A 17,757-nucleotide genomic window follows, 5' to 3' on the forward strand; every position below is an offset into this window, starting at 1 on the left:
GCCCTGCTGAACGGGCAGAGCGAATACCAATCGAAAACCAGTTGAGGGCTTCCCCTCAACCATAGAATCTCCCACAGGGGATGGTGCAGGGCTTTAGACCTGGGCGGTGCGCAGTTTTTCGCTGCGACCGCGCAGCCATTCCAGGGTCAGCAGCAGGATCACCGAGAAGGCGATCAACAGCGTTGCGGCAGCGGCGATGGTCGGGCTGAGGTTTTCGCGGATCCCGCTGAACATCTGCCGAGGCAAGGTCGCTTGCTCGGGACCGGCGAGGAACAACGTCACCACCACTTCATCGAACGACGTCGCGAAGGCAAACAGTGCCCCCGAAATCACACCCGGCGCAATCAGCGGCAACGTCACCCGGCGAAACGCGGTCAGCGGCGAAGCACCCAGGCTTGCAGCGGCGCGCACCAGGTTATGGTTGAAACCCTGCAAGGTCGCCGACACTGTGATGATCACAAACGGCACACCCAGCACCGCGTGCACGACGATCAGCGAGAAGAAGCTGTTGCCCAAGCCCAACGGGGCAAAGAACAGGTAACTCGCCACACCGATGATCACCACCGGCACCACCATCGGCGAAATCACCAGCGCCATGACCAGTGCCTTGCCGGGAAAATCACCGCGGGTCAGGCCAATCGCTGCCAGCGTGCCGAAGACCATCGCCAGCACCGTCGCCGCCGGGGCGACAATGATGCTGTTCTTCAGGGCGCGCATCCATTCAGCCGAAGCGAAGAAATCCTGGTACCAGTGCAGCGAGAAACCTTGCAGCGGGTACACGAGGAAACTGCCCGAGTTGAACGACAGCGGAATAATCACCAGCACCGGCAGAATCAGGAACAACAGGATCAAGCCGCAGAGAATCCGCAAACTGTAGAACCACACCCGCTCAACGGGCGACATATAAGGACTCAGCATTTCGTTCTCCCCTTAGCTCAGGCGCAGGCGACTGGCGCCCACCAGCCAGCTGTAAATCAGATAAAGCACCACGGTCGCCAGCAACAGCAGCCCGCCCAGTGCGGTCGCCATGCCCCAGTTGATGCTGGTGTTGGTGTAGAAGGCGACGAAGTAGCTGACCATCTGATCGTTCGGGCTGCCCAGCAAGGCCGGGGTGATGTAGTAGCCGATGGCAAGGATGAACACCAACAGGCAACCGGCGCCGACACCGGCATAGGTCTGCGGGAAGTACACCCGCCAGAAGCTGGCGAACGGGTGGCAGCCGAGGGAAATCGCGGCGCGCATGTACGTCGGCGAGATGCCTTTCATGACGCTGTAGATCGGCAGGATCATGAACGGCAGCAGGATGTGCACCATGGAGATGTAGACGCCGGTGCGGTTGAACACCAGCTCCAGCGGTTTATCGATGATGCCCATCGCCATCAAACCGCTGTTGATCAGCCCGCCCGATTGCAGCAACACGATCCACGCGGCGACGCGCACCAGGATCGAGGTCCAGAACGGCAGCAGGACCAGAATCATCAACAGGTTGCTTTGGCGCGATGGCAGGTTCGCCAGCAGGTAGGCCAATGGATACGCGAGCAGCAGGCAGATCACCGTAATGATCAGGCCCATCCAGAAGGTCCGGGCGAAGATGTCGAGGTAGATCGCCTGGTCAGGTGTGGCCGGGGCGATTTCACCGAGGTCATCGATACGGTGATCGACCGCCGCCAACAGGTAGTAAGGCGTGATGCTGCTGGCGTTGCGGCGCACCGCTTGCCAGTAGGCCGGGTCGCCCCAGCGTTCGTCGAGACCTTCCAGCGCTTCTTTATAAGAGGCCGGCTCGGTAGCGAACGGCAAGGCGCGGGCGGTTTTGGTCAGCAGGCTGCGGTAGCCGGCCAGTTCCATGTTCAGGCGCTTGGACAAATCGCCCAGGGTTTGATTCTTGCGGGCTTCGGCGAGGTCTTCGCTGGCCGCTTTGTAAACCGGTTCAGCAGGCAGGCCTCGGCCGTCCCAACTGGCGATGGCGGACACGGTGCGCGGCATGCCGCCGACCACTTCCGGGTTGCCCACGCTTTTGTAGAGCAGCGCCACGATCGGCACCAGGAACACCAGCAACAGAAACAGCACCAGCGGCGCGATCAAGGCCTGGGCTTTCCAGCGGTTGACCCGCTCGGCGTGCCTGAGTCGCTGCTTCAAGGTGGGGTCAGTGCCCGCGTTCAGGGGAATGGCGGTGGCCATGGCGTACTCCGGAAATCTTTAAACGATCATTAAAGTGGGAGCGAACTTTTGTGGCGAGCGAGCTTGCTCGCGCTGGGCTGCGAAGCGGCCCCAAAATTCTGCTGACAACTTCCAATTTTGTGAGTGCTGCGCACTCAAGCGGGAGCAAGCTCCCTCGCCACAAAAGCTCGCCCTCACAGGAGGGCGAGCCCTCTGGTTACTTCGCAGCCCAGGAATTGAAGCGCTGTTCCAGTTGCTCGCCGTTGTCAGCCCAGAAGCTGACGTCGATTTGCACCTGGTTGGCGATGTTTTCCGGGGTGGTCGGCATGTCTTTCAGGACGTCCTTGGACAGCAACGGTACGGCTTGGGTGTTAGCCGGGCCGTAAGCGATGTTTTCCGAGTAGGTCTTCTGCTGCTGCGGCATCACCGAGAAAGCGATGAATTTCTTCGCCGCTTCAGCGCGTGCCTTGTCCAGACCTTTTGGAATCGCCCATGCATCGAAGTCGTAGATGCCGCCGTTCCACACGACTTTCAGGTTGCTTTCTTTCTGCACGGCAGCGATCCGGCCGTTGTAGGCCGAGCTCATGACCACGTCACCGGAAGCGAGGTACTGCGGCGGTTGTGCGCCGGCTTCCCACCACTGAATGCTTGGCTTCAGCTCATCAAGCTTCTTGAACGCGCGGTCCTGGCCATCCTTGCCGGCCAATACTTTGTAGACGTCTTTCGGCGCAACGCCGTCGGCCATCAGAGCGAATTCCAGGGTGTACTTGGCGCCTTTACGCAGGCCACGCTTGCCCGGGAATTTCTTGGTGTCCCAGAAATCCACCCAACTGGTTGGCGCGGAAGCCAGTTTGTCGGCGTTGTAGGCCAGTACGGTCGACCACACGAAGAAACCCACGCCGCACGGCTGGATAGCGCCTTTGACGTAGTCTTCGGTCTTGCCGAACAGCTTCGGATCCAGCTGCTCGAACATGTCTTCGTCGCAACCACGGGACAGTTCTGGCGATTCAACTTCTACCAGGTCCCAGGACACGCTCTTGGTGTCGACCATGGCTTTGACCTTGGCCATTTCGCCGTTGTACTCGCCCGCCACGATCTTGCCGTTGCCTGCCGCTTCCCACGGTGCGTAGAAGGCTTTGACCTGCGCAGCCTTGTTCGCCCCGCCAAAGGACACCACGGTCAGGTCCGGGCCCGCCGCCATCGCGTGTGCCGCACCGATCATGCCCATGACCAGGGCGGTGAATTTCAGGGATCTCAACATTTATTGTTCTCTCCACGTGCAGGGTTGGTGTTGGTGTAGCCGGGGCGATCAGTTCGCCTCTAGAAGGGGATCGAGCGCGCGAACGTGTTCGACCTGCCAGCCAAGCGGTACCACGTCGCCGACAGCCAGCGCGGGATCGAGCTCGGCAATCGGTTGTTTCACGAAGAAGTCGGTCTTGCCGCAGACTTCCAGGCGAACCCGGACGTGATCGCCCAGATAGATGAATTCCGCCACCCTCCCTGAGAAGCGGTTGACGCATGACTCGCTGGAACCGTTGAGGCTGATGCGCTCGGGACGAATCGACAGCGTGACCGGCTCACCGGTCTTGCCGACGTTGACCGCCAGCGCTTCAACTTTTTCGCCACGGCTCAGTTCAACGATGCAGCGATCGCCGGTCTGGCTGTGCAAGCGACCGTTGAGGCGGTTGTTCTCACCGATGAAGTTGGCGACGAAGGTGTTTTTCGGTTCTTCGTAGAGGGTGCGCGGCGGCGCGATCTGCTGGATCTCGCCCTGGTGGAACACCGCTACACGGTCGGACATGGTCAGGGCTTCGCCCTGGTCGTGGGTCACGTAGACCACGGTCACGCCGAGGCGCTGATGCAGGTGTTTGATCTCCATCTGCATGTGTTCGCGCAGTTGTTTATCGAGTGCGCCGAGGGGTTCGTCCATCAGCACCAGCTGCGGTTCGAACACCAAGGCACGGGCCAGCGCCACACGCTGTTGCTGGCCGCCGGACAGTTGTGCCGGATAGCGCTGAGCAAAGGCGTCGAGCTGGACCATGCTCAGGACTTTTTTGACCTTGTCGCTGACGTCGCTCTTGTTCAGGCCGCGCACGGTCAGCGGGAACGCGAGGTTCTCGGCGACGGTCATGTGCGGGAACAACGCGTAGTTCTGGAACACCATGCCGATGTCACGCTTGTGTGGCGGCACGTTGTTGATGGAACGCCCGGCCAGCAGGATTTCGCCTGCGGTCGGTGTTTCGAAACCGGCGAGCATCATCAGGCTGGTGGTCTTGCCGGAACCGGACGGCCCGAGCAAGGTGAGGAATTCGCCTTTGCGAATGTCCAGGTTGAGGTCTTTGACGATCAGGTTCTCGCCGTCGTAGCTTTTCTGCACTCCACGAAAGCTGACCAGAATGTCACTGGCCCCTGCGCTTGAATCGACCTGGCTCATACCCACACCTTTGTTATTGATGACTGCTGTGGGGCTAAGCCTAGTGGACCCTGCCGACCACGCAAATCGGGGTGCAGGAGAGAATCGCCTCAGCCGGATGGAAGGTTTGGGGTAGGGATTGCCCTACAAGGATGGCGCGTTTTGACAAACGCAGCGGCAAGCTGTCAGCTACAAGCCGCAAGAACCGACAAAAGCAGCGCTGGAAGCATGTCGCATTTGGACATGCCACCAAAAACCCTGTGGGAGGGTTTTAGAGGAGTTTGTGTTCCATCGCGTACTTCACCAGTTCAGCCAGCGAGGTGATGTTGAGCTTCTGCATCAGCCGCGCCTTATGAGTGCTGATGGTTTTGCTGCTCAGGGCCAGTTGCTGGGCGATGTCATTGACGTTCACGCCCTGGGCCAGGCGTTCGAACACCGAAAACTCGCGCTCCGACAGCAATGAATGCAACGGCCGAGAATCGGTCAGGCCGACTTCGAACACCATGCGGTCGGCGAGGTCGGGGTCGATGTAGCGCCCGCCCGCCGCCACTTTACGAATGGCGGTCAACAGCAGCGCCGGATCACTGTCCTTGGTCGCGTAACCGGCAGCGCCAACCTTCAACGCCCGCGCGGCCATTTGCGCCTCGTCGTGCATCGACAATACGAGGATGGCGGGCGGATTGTTCAGCGCACGAATCCGCGGAATCGCCTCCAGGCCATTCACGCCTGGCATGGAGATGTCGAGCAATACCACCTCACACGGCACATGCCGCAAGGTTTCGAGCAACTGCTCACCATTGCTCGCCTCCCCCACCACCAGCAAATCCTTGGCCAGGCCGATCAACTGCTTGATGCCTTCACGGACGATGGTGTGGTCTTCGGCTACCAGTACACGGATCACGTTCTTCTCCATTGTTTTTATTTCAGAACCAAGATCTTTCGCGAGCAGGCTCGCTCCCACAGGGTTTTGTGAACGAGGCACATCCAATGTGGGAGCGAGCCTGCTCGCGAAGGGGGCAGCAAAGACACTACAAAAAATCAGGCTGCATCCAGCGGCACCCGCACACTCAGGGTCGTACCCTCCCCCGGCTCGCTCTCAAGCGACAACCGCCCACCCATGATTAACACCCGCTCACGCATGCCCACCACCCCGAAGGAGGTCGGCCTGCCCGTCGCGGGAACAAATCCTACGCCATCATCACTGACGGTCAGGCACAACTCGTCGCCTTCCAGCGCCAGCGACAGTTCAACAGTATGCGCCTGGGCATGGCGCATGACATTAGTCAGGGCTTCCTGAAGGATCCGGAACAAGCCAATCGCCTTGGCGTCGCTGAGCATCGGCAGATTGTCCGGCACCTGCACCAGACACGGAATCTGCGTGCGCGCCTCGAAACGCCGGGCCTGCCATTCGATGGCGGAAGCAATCCCGGCATCGAGAATCGGAGGTCGCAGCGCCGTGGCCACGTCGCGCACCAACTGGAACAGCTGGGCGATCAAGCGCTTCATGCTGTTCAAGCGTTCGTGCAGGCCCGGGTCGAGTTGCGCGTAGGCCAGTTCGCACATGGACGTTTCCAGTTTGAGCACGGTCAGCATCTGGCCCAGTTCGTCATGAACTTCCCTGGCGATGCGCGCCTTTTCCTCTTCGCGCACGCTTTCCAGGTGAGCCGACAATTCACGCAACTGTTCGCGGGAGCTGGCCAGTTCCAGCTCAATGCGCTTGCTCTCGCTGATGTCCCAGACGATACCGTCCCAGACGTAAGCGCCATCTTCGAGCTTGCGGGTGATGGCCTTGATCTCGGCCCAGCGTTGTTCGCCCGAACGGGTGAGGATTCGTCCTTGCCACGACCAGTCGCTGTCGGTGTCCAGCGCATGGTCCTGCGTCTGGTGATAGCTGGCCTTGTCGTCCGGGTGCACCAGACTGCGCAGGCCTTTGTCGCGATGGGCCAGGGTGGCCGGCGAGTAACCCACCAGGGTTTCACTGCCTTCACTGATGTAGGCAAAGTCGATCTGCCCCGTCACCGGTGCGCGCTCCAGGCGAAAGACCAATCCCGGAACGTTGGCGGCGATCCCCTGCAAACGTGCCTCGCTTTCCTGCAATGCGGCCAGCGCGCGGCGGCGTTCGGTGACGTCGTTGAGGTAGACGACCAGGTATTCGCCATCACGAAAGCGCATGAAGCTCAACGAGACATCCGTCGGCAAAATGCTGCCATCGGCCCGCACGCAGTGGGTTTCGAAGCTTTGCGGTCCGTCGTCACTGGCCCGTGCACGTTTCCACAGATTCAACCAGCGGTCCATGTGCAGGCCGGGCTCGAAGTCGATCAGCGGCCGATCGATGATCCCGCCCGGGGCGTAGCCGAGCATGTTTTCGGCGGCGCGGTTGGCGTAGCGCACATGGCTGTCCCAGTTGACCCAGAGAATACCGACCGTGCTCTGATCGATGGAAAACTGCGTCAGGCGCAACGCCTCTTCGCTGGCCTCGCGCAAGGCAATGTCTTCACGCGCGGCCAACAGACGCGCCTCCAGACTGTGTTGCTGCCGTCGCTGCCAAAACACGATGGCCATGCTGCTCAACAACATGACGGCAAACAGCAGGCACAGGTTTTGCCAGAAACCGGGGGACTCGGTCAGTCGCGGGTATTTGGGTTGCAGCCATTGGCTGTGCAGTTGCTCCAGGTCCTTGGCCGGGATTGCCCGCAGCGCGCTTTCGACAATACTGGCCAGTTCCGGCCAATCCCGGCGAGTGGCCACGCGCAGCAATTGTGGCAGGCCGATGTCGCCCACCACGACCAGGCCGGCGAACTCCGGTTCGGCGGACAAACGCCCCAGTTGCGCTTCGTCGACCACGGCGTACCCGGCTTGCTGACTGAGCAACAATTGCAGCGCCTGACGCTCGATGGGCACGCCTTGCAGGTTCAGATGCGGATAATTGTTGCGCAAATAATCGGCGGTCGCGCTGGGCATGCGCACCGCGACGCGCGTCTGGCTATCGAGCTTCTCCAGCTCCACGACACCGGTGCCTTTTTCATCACTGACCACCAGTTGTGGAACCCGCATGTACGGGTCGGTAAATTGCCACAGGCGCAAACCGGCCGGGGTTTGCGTCAGGCCGACGGCGATGTCGATTTCACCCTCGCGCGCGGCGTCTTCCAGCTGCGCGACATCCGGGAAGTTGCGCCAGCTGAGCTCGACCTTGAGCGCACTGGCCAGCCATTTCATCAGCTCGACGTTGACCCCGGACAAGCGCTGCAAGCGGCGATCGTATTGAGCATAAGGCGCCTGCAACACCACGCCGACGCGCAATTCGTCGTGGGCCGCGAGCCATTGTTGTTGCTCGGGTGACAAGGTCGCGGCATGCCCCGGTGGTGCGGACGCCGCCCACCCCATCAAGGGAATCCACAAACAGCCGATAACCCACAGGCAGCGAAAACGCATCATCGAAGTCTCACACACTGACAAACACTGACTAACCCATTAGGCTGCCGGAATCACTTCTGGCCTGGAATATCCGATGCCCCCTGTCTACCGCCTGGCACTGCCAGCATTGTGCCTGTCGCTGATCCTGCCTTGTGCCTTTTCTGTCGAGGCCGCCGACCCGGCCCCTGCCGCGGCGGAAAAACCAGCCGAAGAAAAACCGGTCGAACGCCAGCCATTGCCTGAGCGTAGCCAGGAAGAAGCGACAGCACTTGAGCGAAAAATCCCCGCTCAGGAACAGCAACAGCTGCAAGCCGGCACCGATACTTTTCTCGCCTTGTGGAAGCCGGCCAATACCGCCGAGCCCAAGGGCGCAGTGATTATCATCCCCGGCGCTGGTGAAACTGTTGACTGGCCGCAAGCAATCGGTCCTTTGCGCCGTCAATTGCCGGACGCCAAATGGAGCAGCCTGAGTATCACCTTGCCGGACCTGCAAAGCGACGCCATTGCACCACGCATCGTCGAAGTCGCGCCGGCGCCTAAAGCACCGGAGACCGGCAGCAAGGATTCCACCACGGCGGCGCCCATTGAGCAGGCCGCCGGCGGCGAAGCGGAAGTGGCTGACAAGGCCATTGCTGAAACAACCGAAGAACAGGCCAAGGCCGACGCCGAGCGCATCTTTGCGCGCATCGACGCCGCCATTGCTTATGCCGAACAGCAAAGTGCCCGCAGCATTGTCGTGCTGGGTCATGGCACTGGCGCTTACTGGGCTGCGCGTTATCTGAGCGAGAGACAGCCCTCGCAAGTGGAAAAGTTTGTGATGGTCGCCGCCCAGACACCGGTGACGGCAAAGCCTGAGTTGGCCGAGCTGACGCCGACGTTGAAGCTGCCGACTGCTGACCTTTTCTATGTGGATAAGCCGCTGGACCGCAAAGCGGCTCTGGAACGCATGCAGGCCAGCAAACGGTTGAAGACGTCGGCGTTCAGTCAGGTCTCGCTCAAGGCATTGCCGGGTGATGCCAAGGCTGAGCAGGAGCAATTGGTGCGCCGGGTGCGCGGCTGGTTGAATCCGCAGAACGTAGCGGACTGATAGACCGAGTTGCCCCATTCGCGAGCAAGCCCGCTCCCACATTTGATCTTCGTCGCACACAGATTTTGTGCCGACTGAAAATTTAATGTGGGAGCGGGCTTGCTCGCGAAGGCGTCCTGACAGGCGACACAATTCCTAGCGAAAATCCCGCCGCTCACGAATCAACGTATAAGCCGTATGCAATTCACGCGTCTTGTCCGTTGCCTCACGCACCTGCAACGCCGTCGCCCCGCTGCCGGCGATCTTGTCCGGATGATGACGACTCAACAGGCGTCGATAAGCGCGCTTGATCTGCGCCGGCTCGCTGGTTGCCGACACCCCCAAAAGCCGCAACGCATCCTGATAAGTGATCGCGCTGCTGACCTGCGGCCGCTTGTGCTGCTCGTAATCGGCGGCCAGCGCCTGAACCTGATGCGGCGTCCAGCCCAGCCATTTACCCCACTGGGCAATCAGCTCGCGCTCGCGATTGCCGGCACGGCCATCGGCCCAGACCATCCGCCAACAGGCGCGCAACACACCTTCCGCCGCATGCGGTTGAGCACTCAAACGTCGCAAATAGCCGCGTAACCGGTCATTGCCGGACTTGCCGCGATTGAACGCCGCAATGGCACGCCGCTGCGCCGGGTCCGTCATTTCCAGAGAGCGCATTTCCTGGCGGGCCTGCTGGATGTGGCCATCCACCACTCGCCCGTCACTCTTGGCCAAGCGCCCCAACAACACGAACAGCAGTTCATCATTGCGCAGCATCGGACGACCGCCGAGCTTTTCAAGCAAGTGCCCAAAACTTTGCAGGTGCAAGCGCCGATCCAGCGCCTGCCCCAACAAGGCACCGAGCATGGCCCCCGGAATGCTGGCTATGGCAAAGCCTGCTCCGGCTCCGATCAGAGTCCCTGGCCACAGCATCTCAGCGGCTCGCTTCTATCAGGGTTTCAACGTCGGCCAGGCGTTCGTGCGTGCCGACATCCACCCAATGGCCTTTCAGGCGCTCACCCGTCACTTGCCCGTCGGCCATGGCTTTGCGCAACAGCGGCGCAAGCTTGAAGGCCCCGTCCGAACAGCCGTCGAACAGTTGCGGATGCAGCACCGCGATGCCGCTGTACGTCAGGGTCGTCGTCTGCGGCCGACCGTCGTGCACGTGCCCGTCGACCAAGGTGAAATCGCCCGTCGGGTGATGGGCCGGGTTGTCCGCCAGCACCAGGTGAGCCAGCCCGTTGATGGGTTGATGCAGCACGCTGAAGTCGTAGTCGGTCCAGATGTCACCATTGACCACCACAAAGGCCTCGTCCCCCAGCAACGGCAATGCGCGGAAAATCCCGCCGCCGGTTTCCAGCGGCTCGCCTTCGGGCGAGTACTGAATGCTGACGCCATAGCGCGAACCGTCGCCCAGATAGTCTTCGATCTGCTGACCGAGCCAGGCGTGGTTGATCACGATCTCGGTGAACCCGGCCGCCGCCAGGGCGCGCAGGTGGTACTCGATCAATGGCACGCCGCCAGCGCGAACCAGCGGTTTGGGGGTGGTCAGGGTCAACGGGCGCATGCGCTCGCCCTTGCCGGCCGCCAGAATCATTGCCTTCATGCATTCGCTCCGGCACGCAGGCTCAACAGCAATACGTCCAACTCGGCCAGTTCAGGGCGGCGGGCGATCACAGCTTCTATATAGGCGAAGAAGCGCGGCACGTCGGCGAGGTAGCGCGGCTTGCCGTCGCGATGGCAGATGCGGGCGAAGATGCCGATGACTTTCAGGTGACGCTGCACGCCCATCAGGTCGCTGGCACGCAGGAATTCTTCGAAGTCCGGTTGAACCGGAATGTCGAGGGTTGCGGCCTGCTGCCAGTACGTTTCGAGCCAGCCGCGCACGCGTTCTTCAGGCCAGCTGAGGAAGGCGTCCTTGAACAGGCAGGTCACGTCGTAGGTCACGGGACCGTACACCGCGTCCTGGAAATCCAGCACGCCCGGATTCGGTTCGCTGAGCATCAGGTTGCGTGGCATGTAGTCGCGGTGCACCAGGACTTTGGGCTGAGCCAGGGCGCTATCGATCAACAGATCAGTAACGTTTTGCCAGAGCATTTTCTGCGCCGCGTCGAACTCGATGCCCAACTCGTGTTTTACGTACCAGTCGGGGAACAGTTCCAGCTCGCGACGCAACAGTGCGACGTCATAACTCGGCAACGGAGCAACCATCGGCAACTGTTGAAAAGCCAACAGTGCTTGCAGGGCATCGTTGAACAAATTGTCGGCATTTTCGCTGTCGATCACGTCGAGATAAGTCTTGTTGCCCAGGTCATTGAGCAAAAGAAAACCGCGTTCGAGGTCTTCGGCATAAATTTTCGGCACATTTATTCCGGATTTCGCCAGCAAAAAAGCGATATCCACGAAGGGTTTGCAGTTTTCCTGGGGCGGTGGCGCGTCCATCACAATGAAACTTTTGCCCTCGCCTTCCCAACGGAAATAGCGCCGAAAACTCGCGTCGCTACTGGCCGCGGTCAACGTGGCCGGGGGTACGGCGCCCCAGCCCTGTTCTGCAAAGAGAATCGCCAACTGCTCATCGAGCCAAACTTTCAGGTGTTGCAAACGTACATCTTGGTCAGGCATTGCAAGGGTCTCCGACGGCGCTAGCCGTCAAGCGGGTCATGCTTTATTATCCAGCATCTTTTTCAGACCATCGAGAGGCGTGCGGCCCACACCGCGGGCAGATGGCACGCAGGAAGCCCGGACTAATAAGATGGCATTGAAATCCCCCGCGTTTCGTAAAAAATTTCCGTTGTTGGTTACCGGCAGTCTGCTGGCCCTGCAACCCCTAGCCACTTCATTCGTGGTCGCCGCGGAACAGTATGACTGCTCAGTCTCTGCTTCGGGTGCCTGGAACTGTGCGCCAAAATCGCCAGCGGCGGCATTGCCACCGCGTCCAGTACATAACGGCGATGTCACAGCCACTGCCGATGCGGCAGCCGAGAGCGGCTCCAGCGAAAGCACCGAAGCCAAGCCTGCACTCGTTACTGAGTCCAAGGGCCGTGGCATGAAGTCGCGTAGTGCAGACTACAGTCACCTCGACTGGGTTCCACGCGAGAACCTCACTGCCGCGCAATTGGCCGAAACCGGTCCTTATTGCTCTGGTTCCTATATCGAACCGATTCGTCCTGGCATGAATGACAAGACGAATAAAAGTGACGCTCCGACCTTTATCGGCGCCAAGGCCTCGCGCTACAACACCGAAGATCAGGTCGGTACGCTGGCCGGTGACGTCGTGTTGCGTCAGGGCAGCATGCAGGTCGAATCCGACGAGGCCAGCCTGTATCAGGCCGAAAGCCGCGCCGAACTCAGTGGCGACGTGCGCATCCGCGACAACGGCGCACTGATCGTCGGCGACCACGCCGATGTGCAGCTCGACACCGGTGAAGCCAAGGTCGACAACGCCGAATACGTGATGCACAAATCCCGTATCCGCGGTAACGCGCTGTACGCCAAGCGCGCCGAAAACGCGATCATCCGCCTCAAGGATGGTACGTACACCACGTGCGAACCGAACAGCAACGCCTGGCAGCTCAAGGGTAACAACATCACCCTTAACCCGGCGACCGGCTTCGGCACCGCGACCAACGTGACACTGCGGGTCAAGGACATTCCTGTCCTGTACACGCCGTACATCTACTTCCCGATCGACGACCGTCGCCAGTCGGGCTTCCTGCCGCCGACCATCGGCACCGGCAGCGATACCGGCTTCATGCTGGTCACCCCGTATTACTTCAACCTGGCGCCGAACTACGACGCCACGTTGTACCCGCGTTACATGGAAAAGCACGGCTTGTTGATGGAAGGCGAATTCCGCTACCTGACCAAGTCGAGTGAAGGGCAGTTTGGTGGTGCGTTCCTCAATGACGAGGACACCAAACGCGACGAGCAGAGCGACTTCCAGAAAGAACGCTACATGTATAACTGGCAGCACAAGGGTGGCCTGGATTCCCGCGTCTTCACACAGGTCGATTACACCAAGATCAGCGACCCTTACTACTTCCAGGATCTGCAGACTGACCAGATTGGTGTGAAAAGCACTGATTACGTTAACCAGTCGGGCGCAGCGGTGTATCGCGGCGATAACTACACGGCTTCGTTGAGCGCTTATGCTTATCAATTAGCATCTGTATCGCTCATCACGCCATACGACCGCTTGCCGCAGCTCAACTTCAATGGCTCTCTGCCGTATCACCCGGGCGGGCTGGATTTTTCGTATAAGACCGAAGTCGTGCGGTTCGATCGGGATTTGGAAAACGGCACGTACACGGATGAAGACGGCAATGTGTCCCCGCGCCTGGACACTAATATTCAAGGCCTGGCCCGTGCCACCGGTGATCGCCTCAACCTGGCACCGGAGGTCAGCCTGCCGCTGAACTGGACGTATGGTTTCGTTAAACCGACGCTCAAGTATCAATACACCCAGTACCAGCTGGATCTGGACAGTATTGGTAAAAACCAGATCGTGGCGCAGGATCAAGCAGCAGCTGCAGCCGGGACCAAGAATTTCAATGGTAACTTCGGCAGCAACCAAAACCTCGCGGTGCCGATTGCCAGCATCGATAGCGGTCTGTACTTCGATCGCAATACCCAATGGTTCGGCAAGAACTATCGCCAAACCCTTGAACCACGTCTGTTCTATCTCTACGTCCCGGAGGAGAACCAGGAAGATATTCCCGTATTCGATACCAGCGAATACACCTTCAACTATGCGTCGCTGTTCCGTGACAACCGTTTCTCTGGCACCGACCGTGTCGGCGATGAGAACAAACTGTCGCTGGGCATCACTAACCGCTGGATCGAAGACGACGGCTTCGAACGCCAACGCATCAGCATTGGCCAGGCCATGTACTTCAAGGACCGCGAAGTCCAGTTGCCGGGTATCAATGGAAAAACCCGCGCCGATGCTCAAGCCAACGTTTCGCCGTACGCACTGGAATACGAATACCGCTGGAACCGCGATTGGCGCACCACAGCCGATTACAACTGGGATCCGGACAGCCGCAGCCCTCGCTCGGGCAGCGCGATGTTCCATTACCAGCCTGAAGACAACCCGAACAAAGTCATCAACGCCGGCTATCGCTATCGTAACGACCAGGTGATCTACAACCAGAACACCGGCCAATGGCAGTTTGGCGGTGACTATGGCACCCCTGGCACGGCTAACTTCGTGAAGGACTACTACAAAATCCAGCAACACGACTTCTCCGTGATCTGGCCGATCGTACCGCAGTGGAATTTCATTAGCCGCTGGCAGTATGACTACAACCGCGACCGGACCCTGGAAGCCTTCGGTGGTTTCGAGTACGACAACTGCTGCTGGAAGCTGCGCGTGATCAACCGTTACTTCATTGACTACGACGAGTTCAGCCAACAAGCTCCGGAAAACGAAAAAGGCGACCATGGCGTCTTCCTCCAAATTGTTCTGAAGGGACTCGGCGGCCTGACTGGCGCCAAAGTAGAGAGCTTCCTCGACAAAGGCATTCAAGGTTATCGTGAACGTGAAGACCAAGCTTTCTGATTGTCTGCGCCCCCTGCTGCTGGGCGCGCTGTTCCTGGGTACCGCGGCTAACGCCGCCGTACAGTCCATCGACAAAGTGGTGGCCATCGTCGACAACGACGTGGTCATGCAGAGCCAACTGGACCAACGCGTTCATGAAGTTCAGGCAACCATTGCCAAGCGCGGCTCTGCCGTGCCTCCAGCCAGCGTGCTGCAGCAGCAGGTGCTTGAGCGCCTGATCGTTGAAAACCTGCAACTGCAGATCGGCGAACGCTCGGGCATCCGCATTACCGATGAAGAACTGAACCAGGCAGTGGGCACCATTGCCCAGCGCAACAACATGTCGGTAGAACAATTCCGCGCCGCGCTGGCTCACGACGGTCTGTCTTATGACGACGCCCGTGAACAGATTCGCCGTGAAATGGTCATCAGCCGTGTGCGCCAACGCCGTGTAGCCGAGCGCATCCAGGTGTCTGAACAGGAAGTGAAGAACTTCCTCGCCTCCGACCTTGGCAAGATGCAATTGTCCGAAGAGTTTCGCTTGGCCAACATCCTGATTCCTACGCCGGAAAGCGCCAACTCCGACGCGATTCAGAATGCTGCCAAACAGGCCGACGCGGTTTACCAGCAGCTCAAGCAAGGCGCTGACTTCGGTCAGTTGGCCATCGCCAAGTCTGCCAGCGAAACTGCACTGGAAGGTGGCGACATGGGCTGGCGTAAAGCCGCTCAACTGCCACCTCCGTTCGATCGGATGTTGAGCACCATGACGGTTGGCGAAGTTACCCAGCCAATGCGTACACCGGGTGGCTTCATCATCCTGAAGATCCTCGACAAGCGTGGCGGTGCAACCCAGACGCGAGATGAGGTGCACGTGCGTCACATCCTGGTCAAACCAAGCCCGATCCGCGACGAAGCGAAAACCAAGGCCCTGGTCGAGTCGCTCTACTCCCGTATCGAAGCCGGTGAAGATTTCAGCGAACTGGCCAAAAGCTTCTCGGAAGACCCGGGTTCTGCCCTCAACGGCGGCGACCTGAACTGGATCGACCCGAACGTACTGGTGCCCGAGTTCCGCGAAGTGATGGCCAAGACCCCGCAAGGTCAGCTGTCCAAGCCATTCAAGACCCAGTACGGCTGGCACGTTCTGGAAGTGCTGGGCCGTCGCGCCACCGACAGCACCGCCCAGGCTCGCGAGCAACAGGCGATGACCGTATTGCGTAACCGCAAATACGACGAAGAGCTGCAAACCTGGCTGCGTCAGATCCGTGACGAAGCGTACGTAGAGATCAAACTCCCTGGTGCAGACCAGGCAGCGCAGTGAAACCCAAGCGTTTCGCGCTGACACCCGGCGAACCGGCCGGCATAGGTCCTGACCTGTGCCTGCTGCTCGCCTCGCAAGCCCAGCCACACCCCCTGATAGCCATAACCAGCCGCGACCTGCTCCTTGAGCGGGCTGCGCAGCTGGGTGTGGTTGTCGATCTGCTGCCGGTAACGCCGGGCAGCTGGCCGGATGTGCCTGCACCTGCGAACAGTTTGTATGTCTGGGATACACCGCTCAATGCGCCGGTTGTCGCCGGCCATTTGGACAAGGCCAATGCCGCTTTCGTCCTGGAAACCCTGACCCGTGCGGGCCAGGGCTGCCTGGACGGGCACTTCGCCGGGATGATCACCGCCCCTGTGCACAAGGGTGTGATCAACGAATCCGGGATCGCCTTTTCCGGCCACACGGAATTCCTCGCTGACCTGACCCATACCGCCCAAGTGGTGATGATGCTTGCCACACGCGGATTGCGCGTGGCGCTGGTCACCACTCACCTGCCCCTTCGCGAGATTGCCGATGCAATCACGCCGGAGCGCCTGGAGCGGGTCACGCGAATTCTGCACGCCGACCTGCAAGAAAAGTTCGGCATTGCCCAGCCACGCATCCTGGTCTGCGGGCTTAACCCGCACGCCGGTGAAGGCGGACACCTGGGCCATGAAGAAATCGACATCATCGAACCTACATTAGAGCGCCTGCGCGGTGAAGGCATGGACCTTCGTGGTCCCCTGCCCGCCGACACTCTGTTTACCCCCAAATATCTGGAGCACTGCGACGCAGTGCTGGCGATGTACCACGACCAGGGCCTGCCCGTGCTGAAATACAAAGGCTTCGGCGCAGCAGTCAACGTGACCCTCGGCTTGCCGATCATCCGCACCTCGGTCGACCACGGCACAGCCCTGGATCTGGCCGGCAGCGGAAAAATCGACACCGGCAGCCTGCAAGTCGCCCTGGAAACCGCCTACCAGATGGCCGAGACCCGTTTATGACCGAGCATTACCAACACAAGGCGCGCAAACGCTTTGGCCAGAACTTCCTGCACGATGCGGGTGTTATCGACAAAATCCTGCGCTCCATCCATGCCAAGGCCGAAGACCGCGTGCTGGAAATCGGCCCGGGCCAGGGTGCCTTGACTCAAGGCCTGCTCAACAGCGGCGCGCAACTGGACGTGGTGGAGCTGGACAAGGACCTGGTCCCGATCCTCAATCAGCAGTTCGCCGGACGGAGCAACTTCAGCCTGCATCAGGGCGATGCGCTGAAGTTCGACTTCACCAGCCTGAATGCTGCGCCGGGTAGCCTGCGCGTGGTCGGCAACCTGCCGTACAACATCTCTACACCGCTGATTTTTCACCTGCTGCATAACGCCAGCCTGATCCGCGACATGCACTTCATGCTGCAAAAAGAAGTGGTCGAGCGCATGGCGGCGGGTCCTGGCGGCGGTGATTGGGGTCGCTTGTCGATCATGGTTCAGTACCACTGCCGGGTCGAGCATCTGTTCAACGTCGGCCCGGGCGCGTTCAATCCGCCGCCAAAGGTTGATTCGGCCATCGTGCGCCTGGTGCCTCACGCGGTACTGCCACATCCGGCCAAAGACCACAAATTGCTGGAGCGCGTCGTTCGCGAAGCCTTTAACCAACGCCGCAAGACCCTGCGCAACACCCTCAAGTTGCTGCTGAGCAATGCCGAGATCGAAGCCGCCGGCGTCGATGGCAGCCTGCGTCCCGAGCAACTCGACCTGGCCGCCTTCGTGCGCCTCGCCGACAAGCTCAGCGAACAAGTCCTGAACCCGCCCGCCGCCGACTGACAGGTGACGAGCGTTATCGGGTAGGACGCCAGACGCGATGTCTGGTTTACTACCCGGT

At 60.1% G+C, this 17,757-nt stretch carries 14 protein-coding genes; 5 read left to right on the forward strand and 9 right to left on the reverse strand.

The window, feature by feature from the left end; translation table 11 throughout:
• Nucleotides 1-93 precede the first annotated feature (93 nt).
• The 6 genes from AC07N8_RS28390 to AC07N8_RS28415 form a co-directional block, all read right to left on the reverse strand.
• Nucleotides 94-918 carry an ABC transporter permease gene (locus AC07N8_RS28390; protein ID WP_027926741.1) on the reverse strand — a complete coding sequence of 275 codons (825 nt, stop codon included), beginning with the start codon at nt 916-918 and terminating at the stop codon, nt 94-96.
• A gap of 12 nt (nt 919-930) precedes the next feature.
• Nucleotides 931-2,178: an ABC transporter permease gene (locus tag AC07N8_RS28395; protein ID WP_483843083.1), complete on the reverse strand. Its 1,248-nt coding sequence runs from the start codon at nt 2,176-2,178 to the stop codon at nt 931-933.
• A 196-nt stretch (nt 2,179-2,374) separates the two neighbouring features.
• A complete protein-coding gene (locus AC07N8_RS28400; RefSeq protein WP_123433102.1) occupies nt 2,375-3,418 on the reverse strand; it encodes an ABC transporter substrate-binding protein in 1,044 nt (347 codons plus the stop codon).
• A gap of 48 nt (nt 3,419-3,466) precedes the next feature.
• Nucleotides 3,467-4,591, reverse strand: coding sequence for an ABC transporter ATP-binding protein (locus tag AC07N8_RS28405; RefSeq protein WP_483843084.1), 1,125 nt, complete (start codon nt 4,589-4,591; stop codon nt 3,467-3,469).
• Nucleotides 4,592-4,841: 250 nt separating this feature from the next.
• Nucleotides 4,842-5,471, reverse strand: a complete 630-nt coding sequence (locus AC07N8_RS28410) for a response regulator (protein ID WP_027926737.1) — start codon at nt 5,469-5,471, stop codon at nt 4,842-4,844.
• A 137-nt stretch (nt 5,472-5,608) separates the two neighbouring features.
• Nucleotides 5,609-8,005: a PAS domain-containing sensor histidine kinase gene (locus AC07N8_RS28415; RefSeq protein WP_493146973.1), complete on the reverse strand. Its 2,397-nt coding sequence runs from the start codon at nt 8,003-8,005 to the stop codon at nt 5,609-5,611.
• Between the two features lie 73 nt (nt 8,006-8,078).
• On the opposite strand from AC07N8_RS28415, the gene AC07N8_RS28420 reads away from it, so the two are divergent.
• Complete coding sequence (locus AC07N8_RS28420; protein WP_493146975.1) at nt 8,079-9,071, forward strand: alpha/beta hydrolase family protein; 993 nt, start codon at nt 8,079-8,081, stop codon at nt 9,069-9,071.
• A gap of 135 nt (nt 9,072-9,206) precedes the next feature.
• On the opposite strand, the gene AC07N8_RS28425 is transcribed toward AC07N8_RS28420, so the two are convergent.
• The 3 genes from AC07N8_RS28425 to AC07N8_RS28435 are packed head-to-tail and all read right to left on the reverse strand — an operon-like array spanning nt 9,207 to nt 11,663.
• Entirely contained in the window at nt 9,207-9,974 is a 768-nt protein-coding gene (locus tag AC07N8_RS28425; RefSeq protein ID WP_493146977.1) for a TerB family tellurite resistance protein, read from the reverse strand.
• A 1-nt stretch (nt 9,975) separates the two neighbouring features.
• Nucleotides 9,976-10,647, reverse strand: a complete 672-nt coding sequence (gene murU, locus AC07N8_RS28430) for an N-acetylmuramate alpha-1-phosphate uridylyltransferase MurU (protein ID WP_493146979.1) — start codon at nt 10,645-10,647, stop codon at nt 9,976-9,978.
• The gene (locus tag AC07N8_RS28435) at nt 10,644-11,663 is read right to left on the reverse strand and encodes an aminoglycoside phosphotransferase family protein (protein ID WP_493146981.1); all 1,020 of its coding nucleotides are present in this window, start codon (nt 11,661-11,663) and stop codon (nt 10,644-10,646) included. The genes murU and AC07N8_RS28435 overlap by 4 nt, the downstream gene beginning before the upstream one ends.
• 130 nt (nt 11,664-11,793) lie before the next feature.
• Between AC07N8_RS28435 and AC07N8_RS28440 the strand changes: the two genes are divergently transcribed.
• The 4 genes from AC07N8_RS28440 to rsmA are packed head-to-tail and all read left to right on the forward strand — an operon-like array spanning nt 11,794 to nt 17,699.
• Nucleotides 11,794-14,601 (forward strand): LPS assembly protein LptD, encoded by a 2,808-nt coding sequence (locus tag AC07N8_RS28440; RefSeq protein WP_493146983.1) that lies wholly within the window; start codon nt 11,794-11,796, stop codon nt 14,599-14,601.
• Nucleotides 14,576-15,898, forward strand: coding sequence for a peptidylprolyl isomerase SurA (gene surA, locus AC07N8_RS28445; RefSeq protein ID WP_493146985.1), 1,323 nt, complete (start codon nt 14,576-14,578; stop codon nt 15,896-15,898). Before AC07N8_RS28440 ends, surA begins: the two co-directional genes overlap by 26 nt.
• Nucleotides 15,895-16,884 carry a 4-hydroxythreonine-4-phosphate dehydrogenase PdxA gene (gene pdxA / locus AC07N8_RS28450; RefSeq protein WP_493146987.1) on the forward strand — a complete coding sequence of 330 codons (990 nt, stop codon included), beginning with the start codon at nt 15,895-15,897 and terminating at the stop codon, nt 16,882-16,884. Before surA ends, pdxA begins: the two co-directional genes overlap by 4 nt.
• The gene (gene rsmA / locus AC07N8_RS28455) at nt 16,881-17,699 is read left to right on the forward strand and encodes a 16S rRNA (adenine(1518)-N(6)/adenine(1519)-N(6))-dimethyltransferase RsmA (RefSeq protein ID WP_123433093.1); all 819 of its coding nucleotides are present in this window, start codon (nt 16,881-16,883) and stop codon (nt 17,697-17,699) included. The genes pdxA and rsmA overlap by 4 nt, the downstream gene beginning before the upstream one ends.
• The last annotated feature ends 58 nt before the right edge of the window (nt 17,700-17,757 follow it).

It is taken from the genome of Pseudomonas sp. GW821-FHT10C09 (assembly GCF_059415465.1).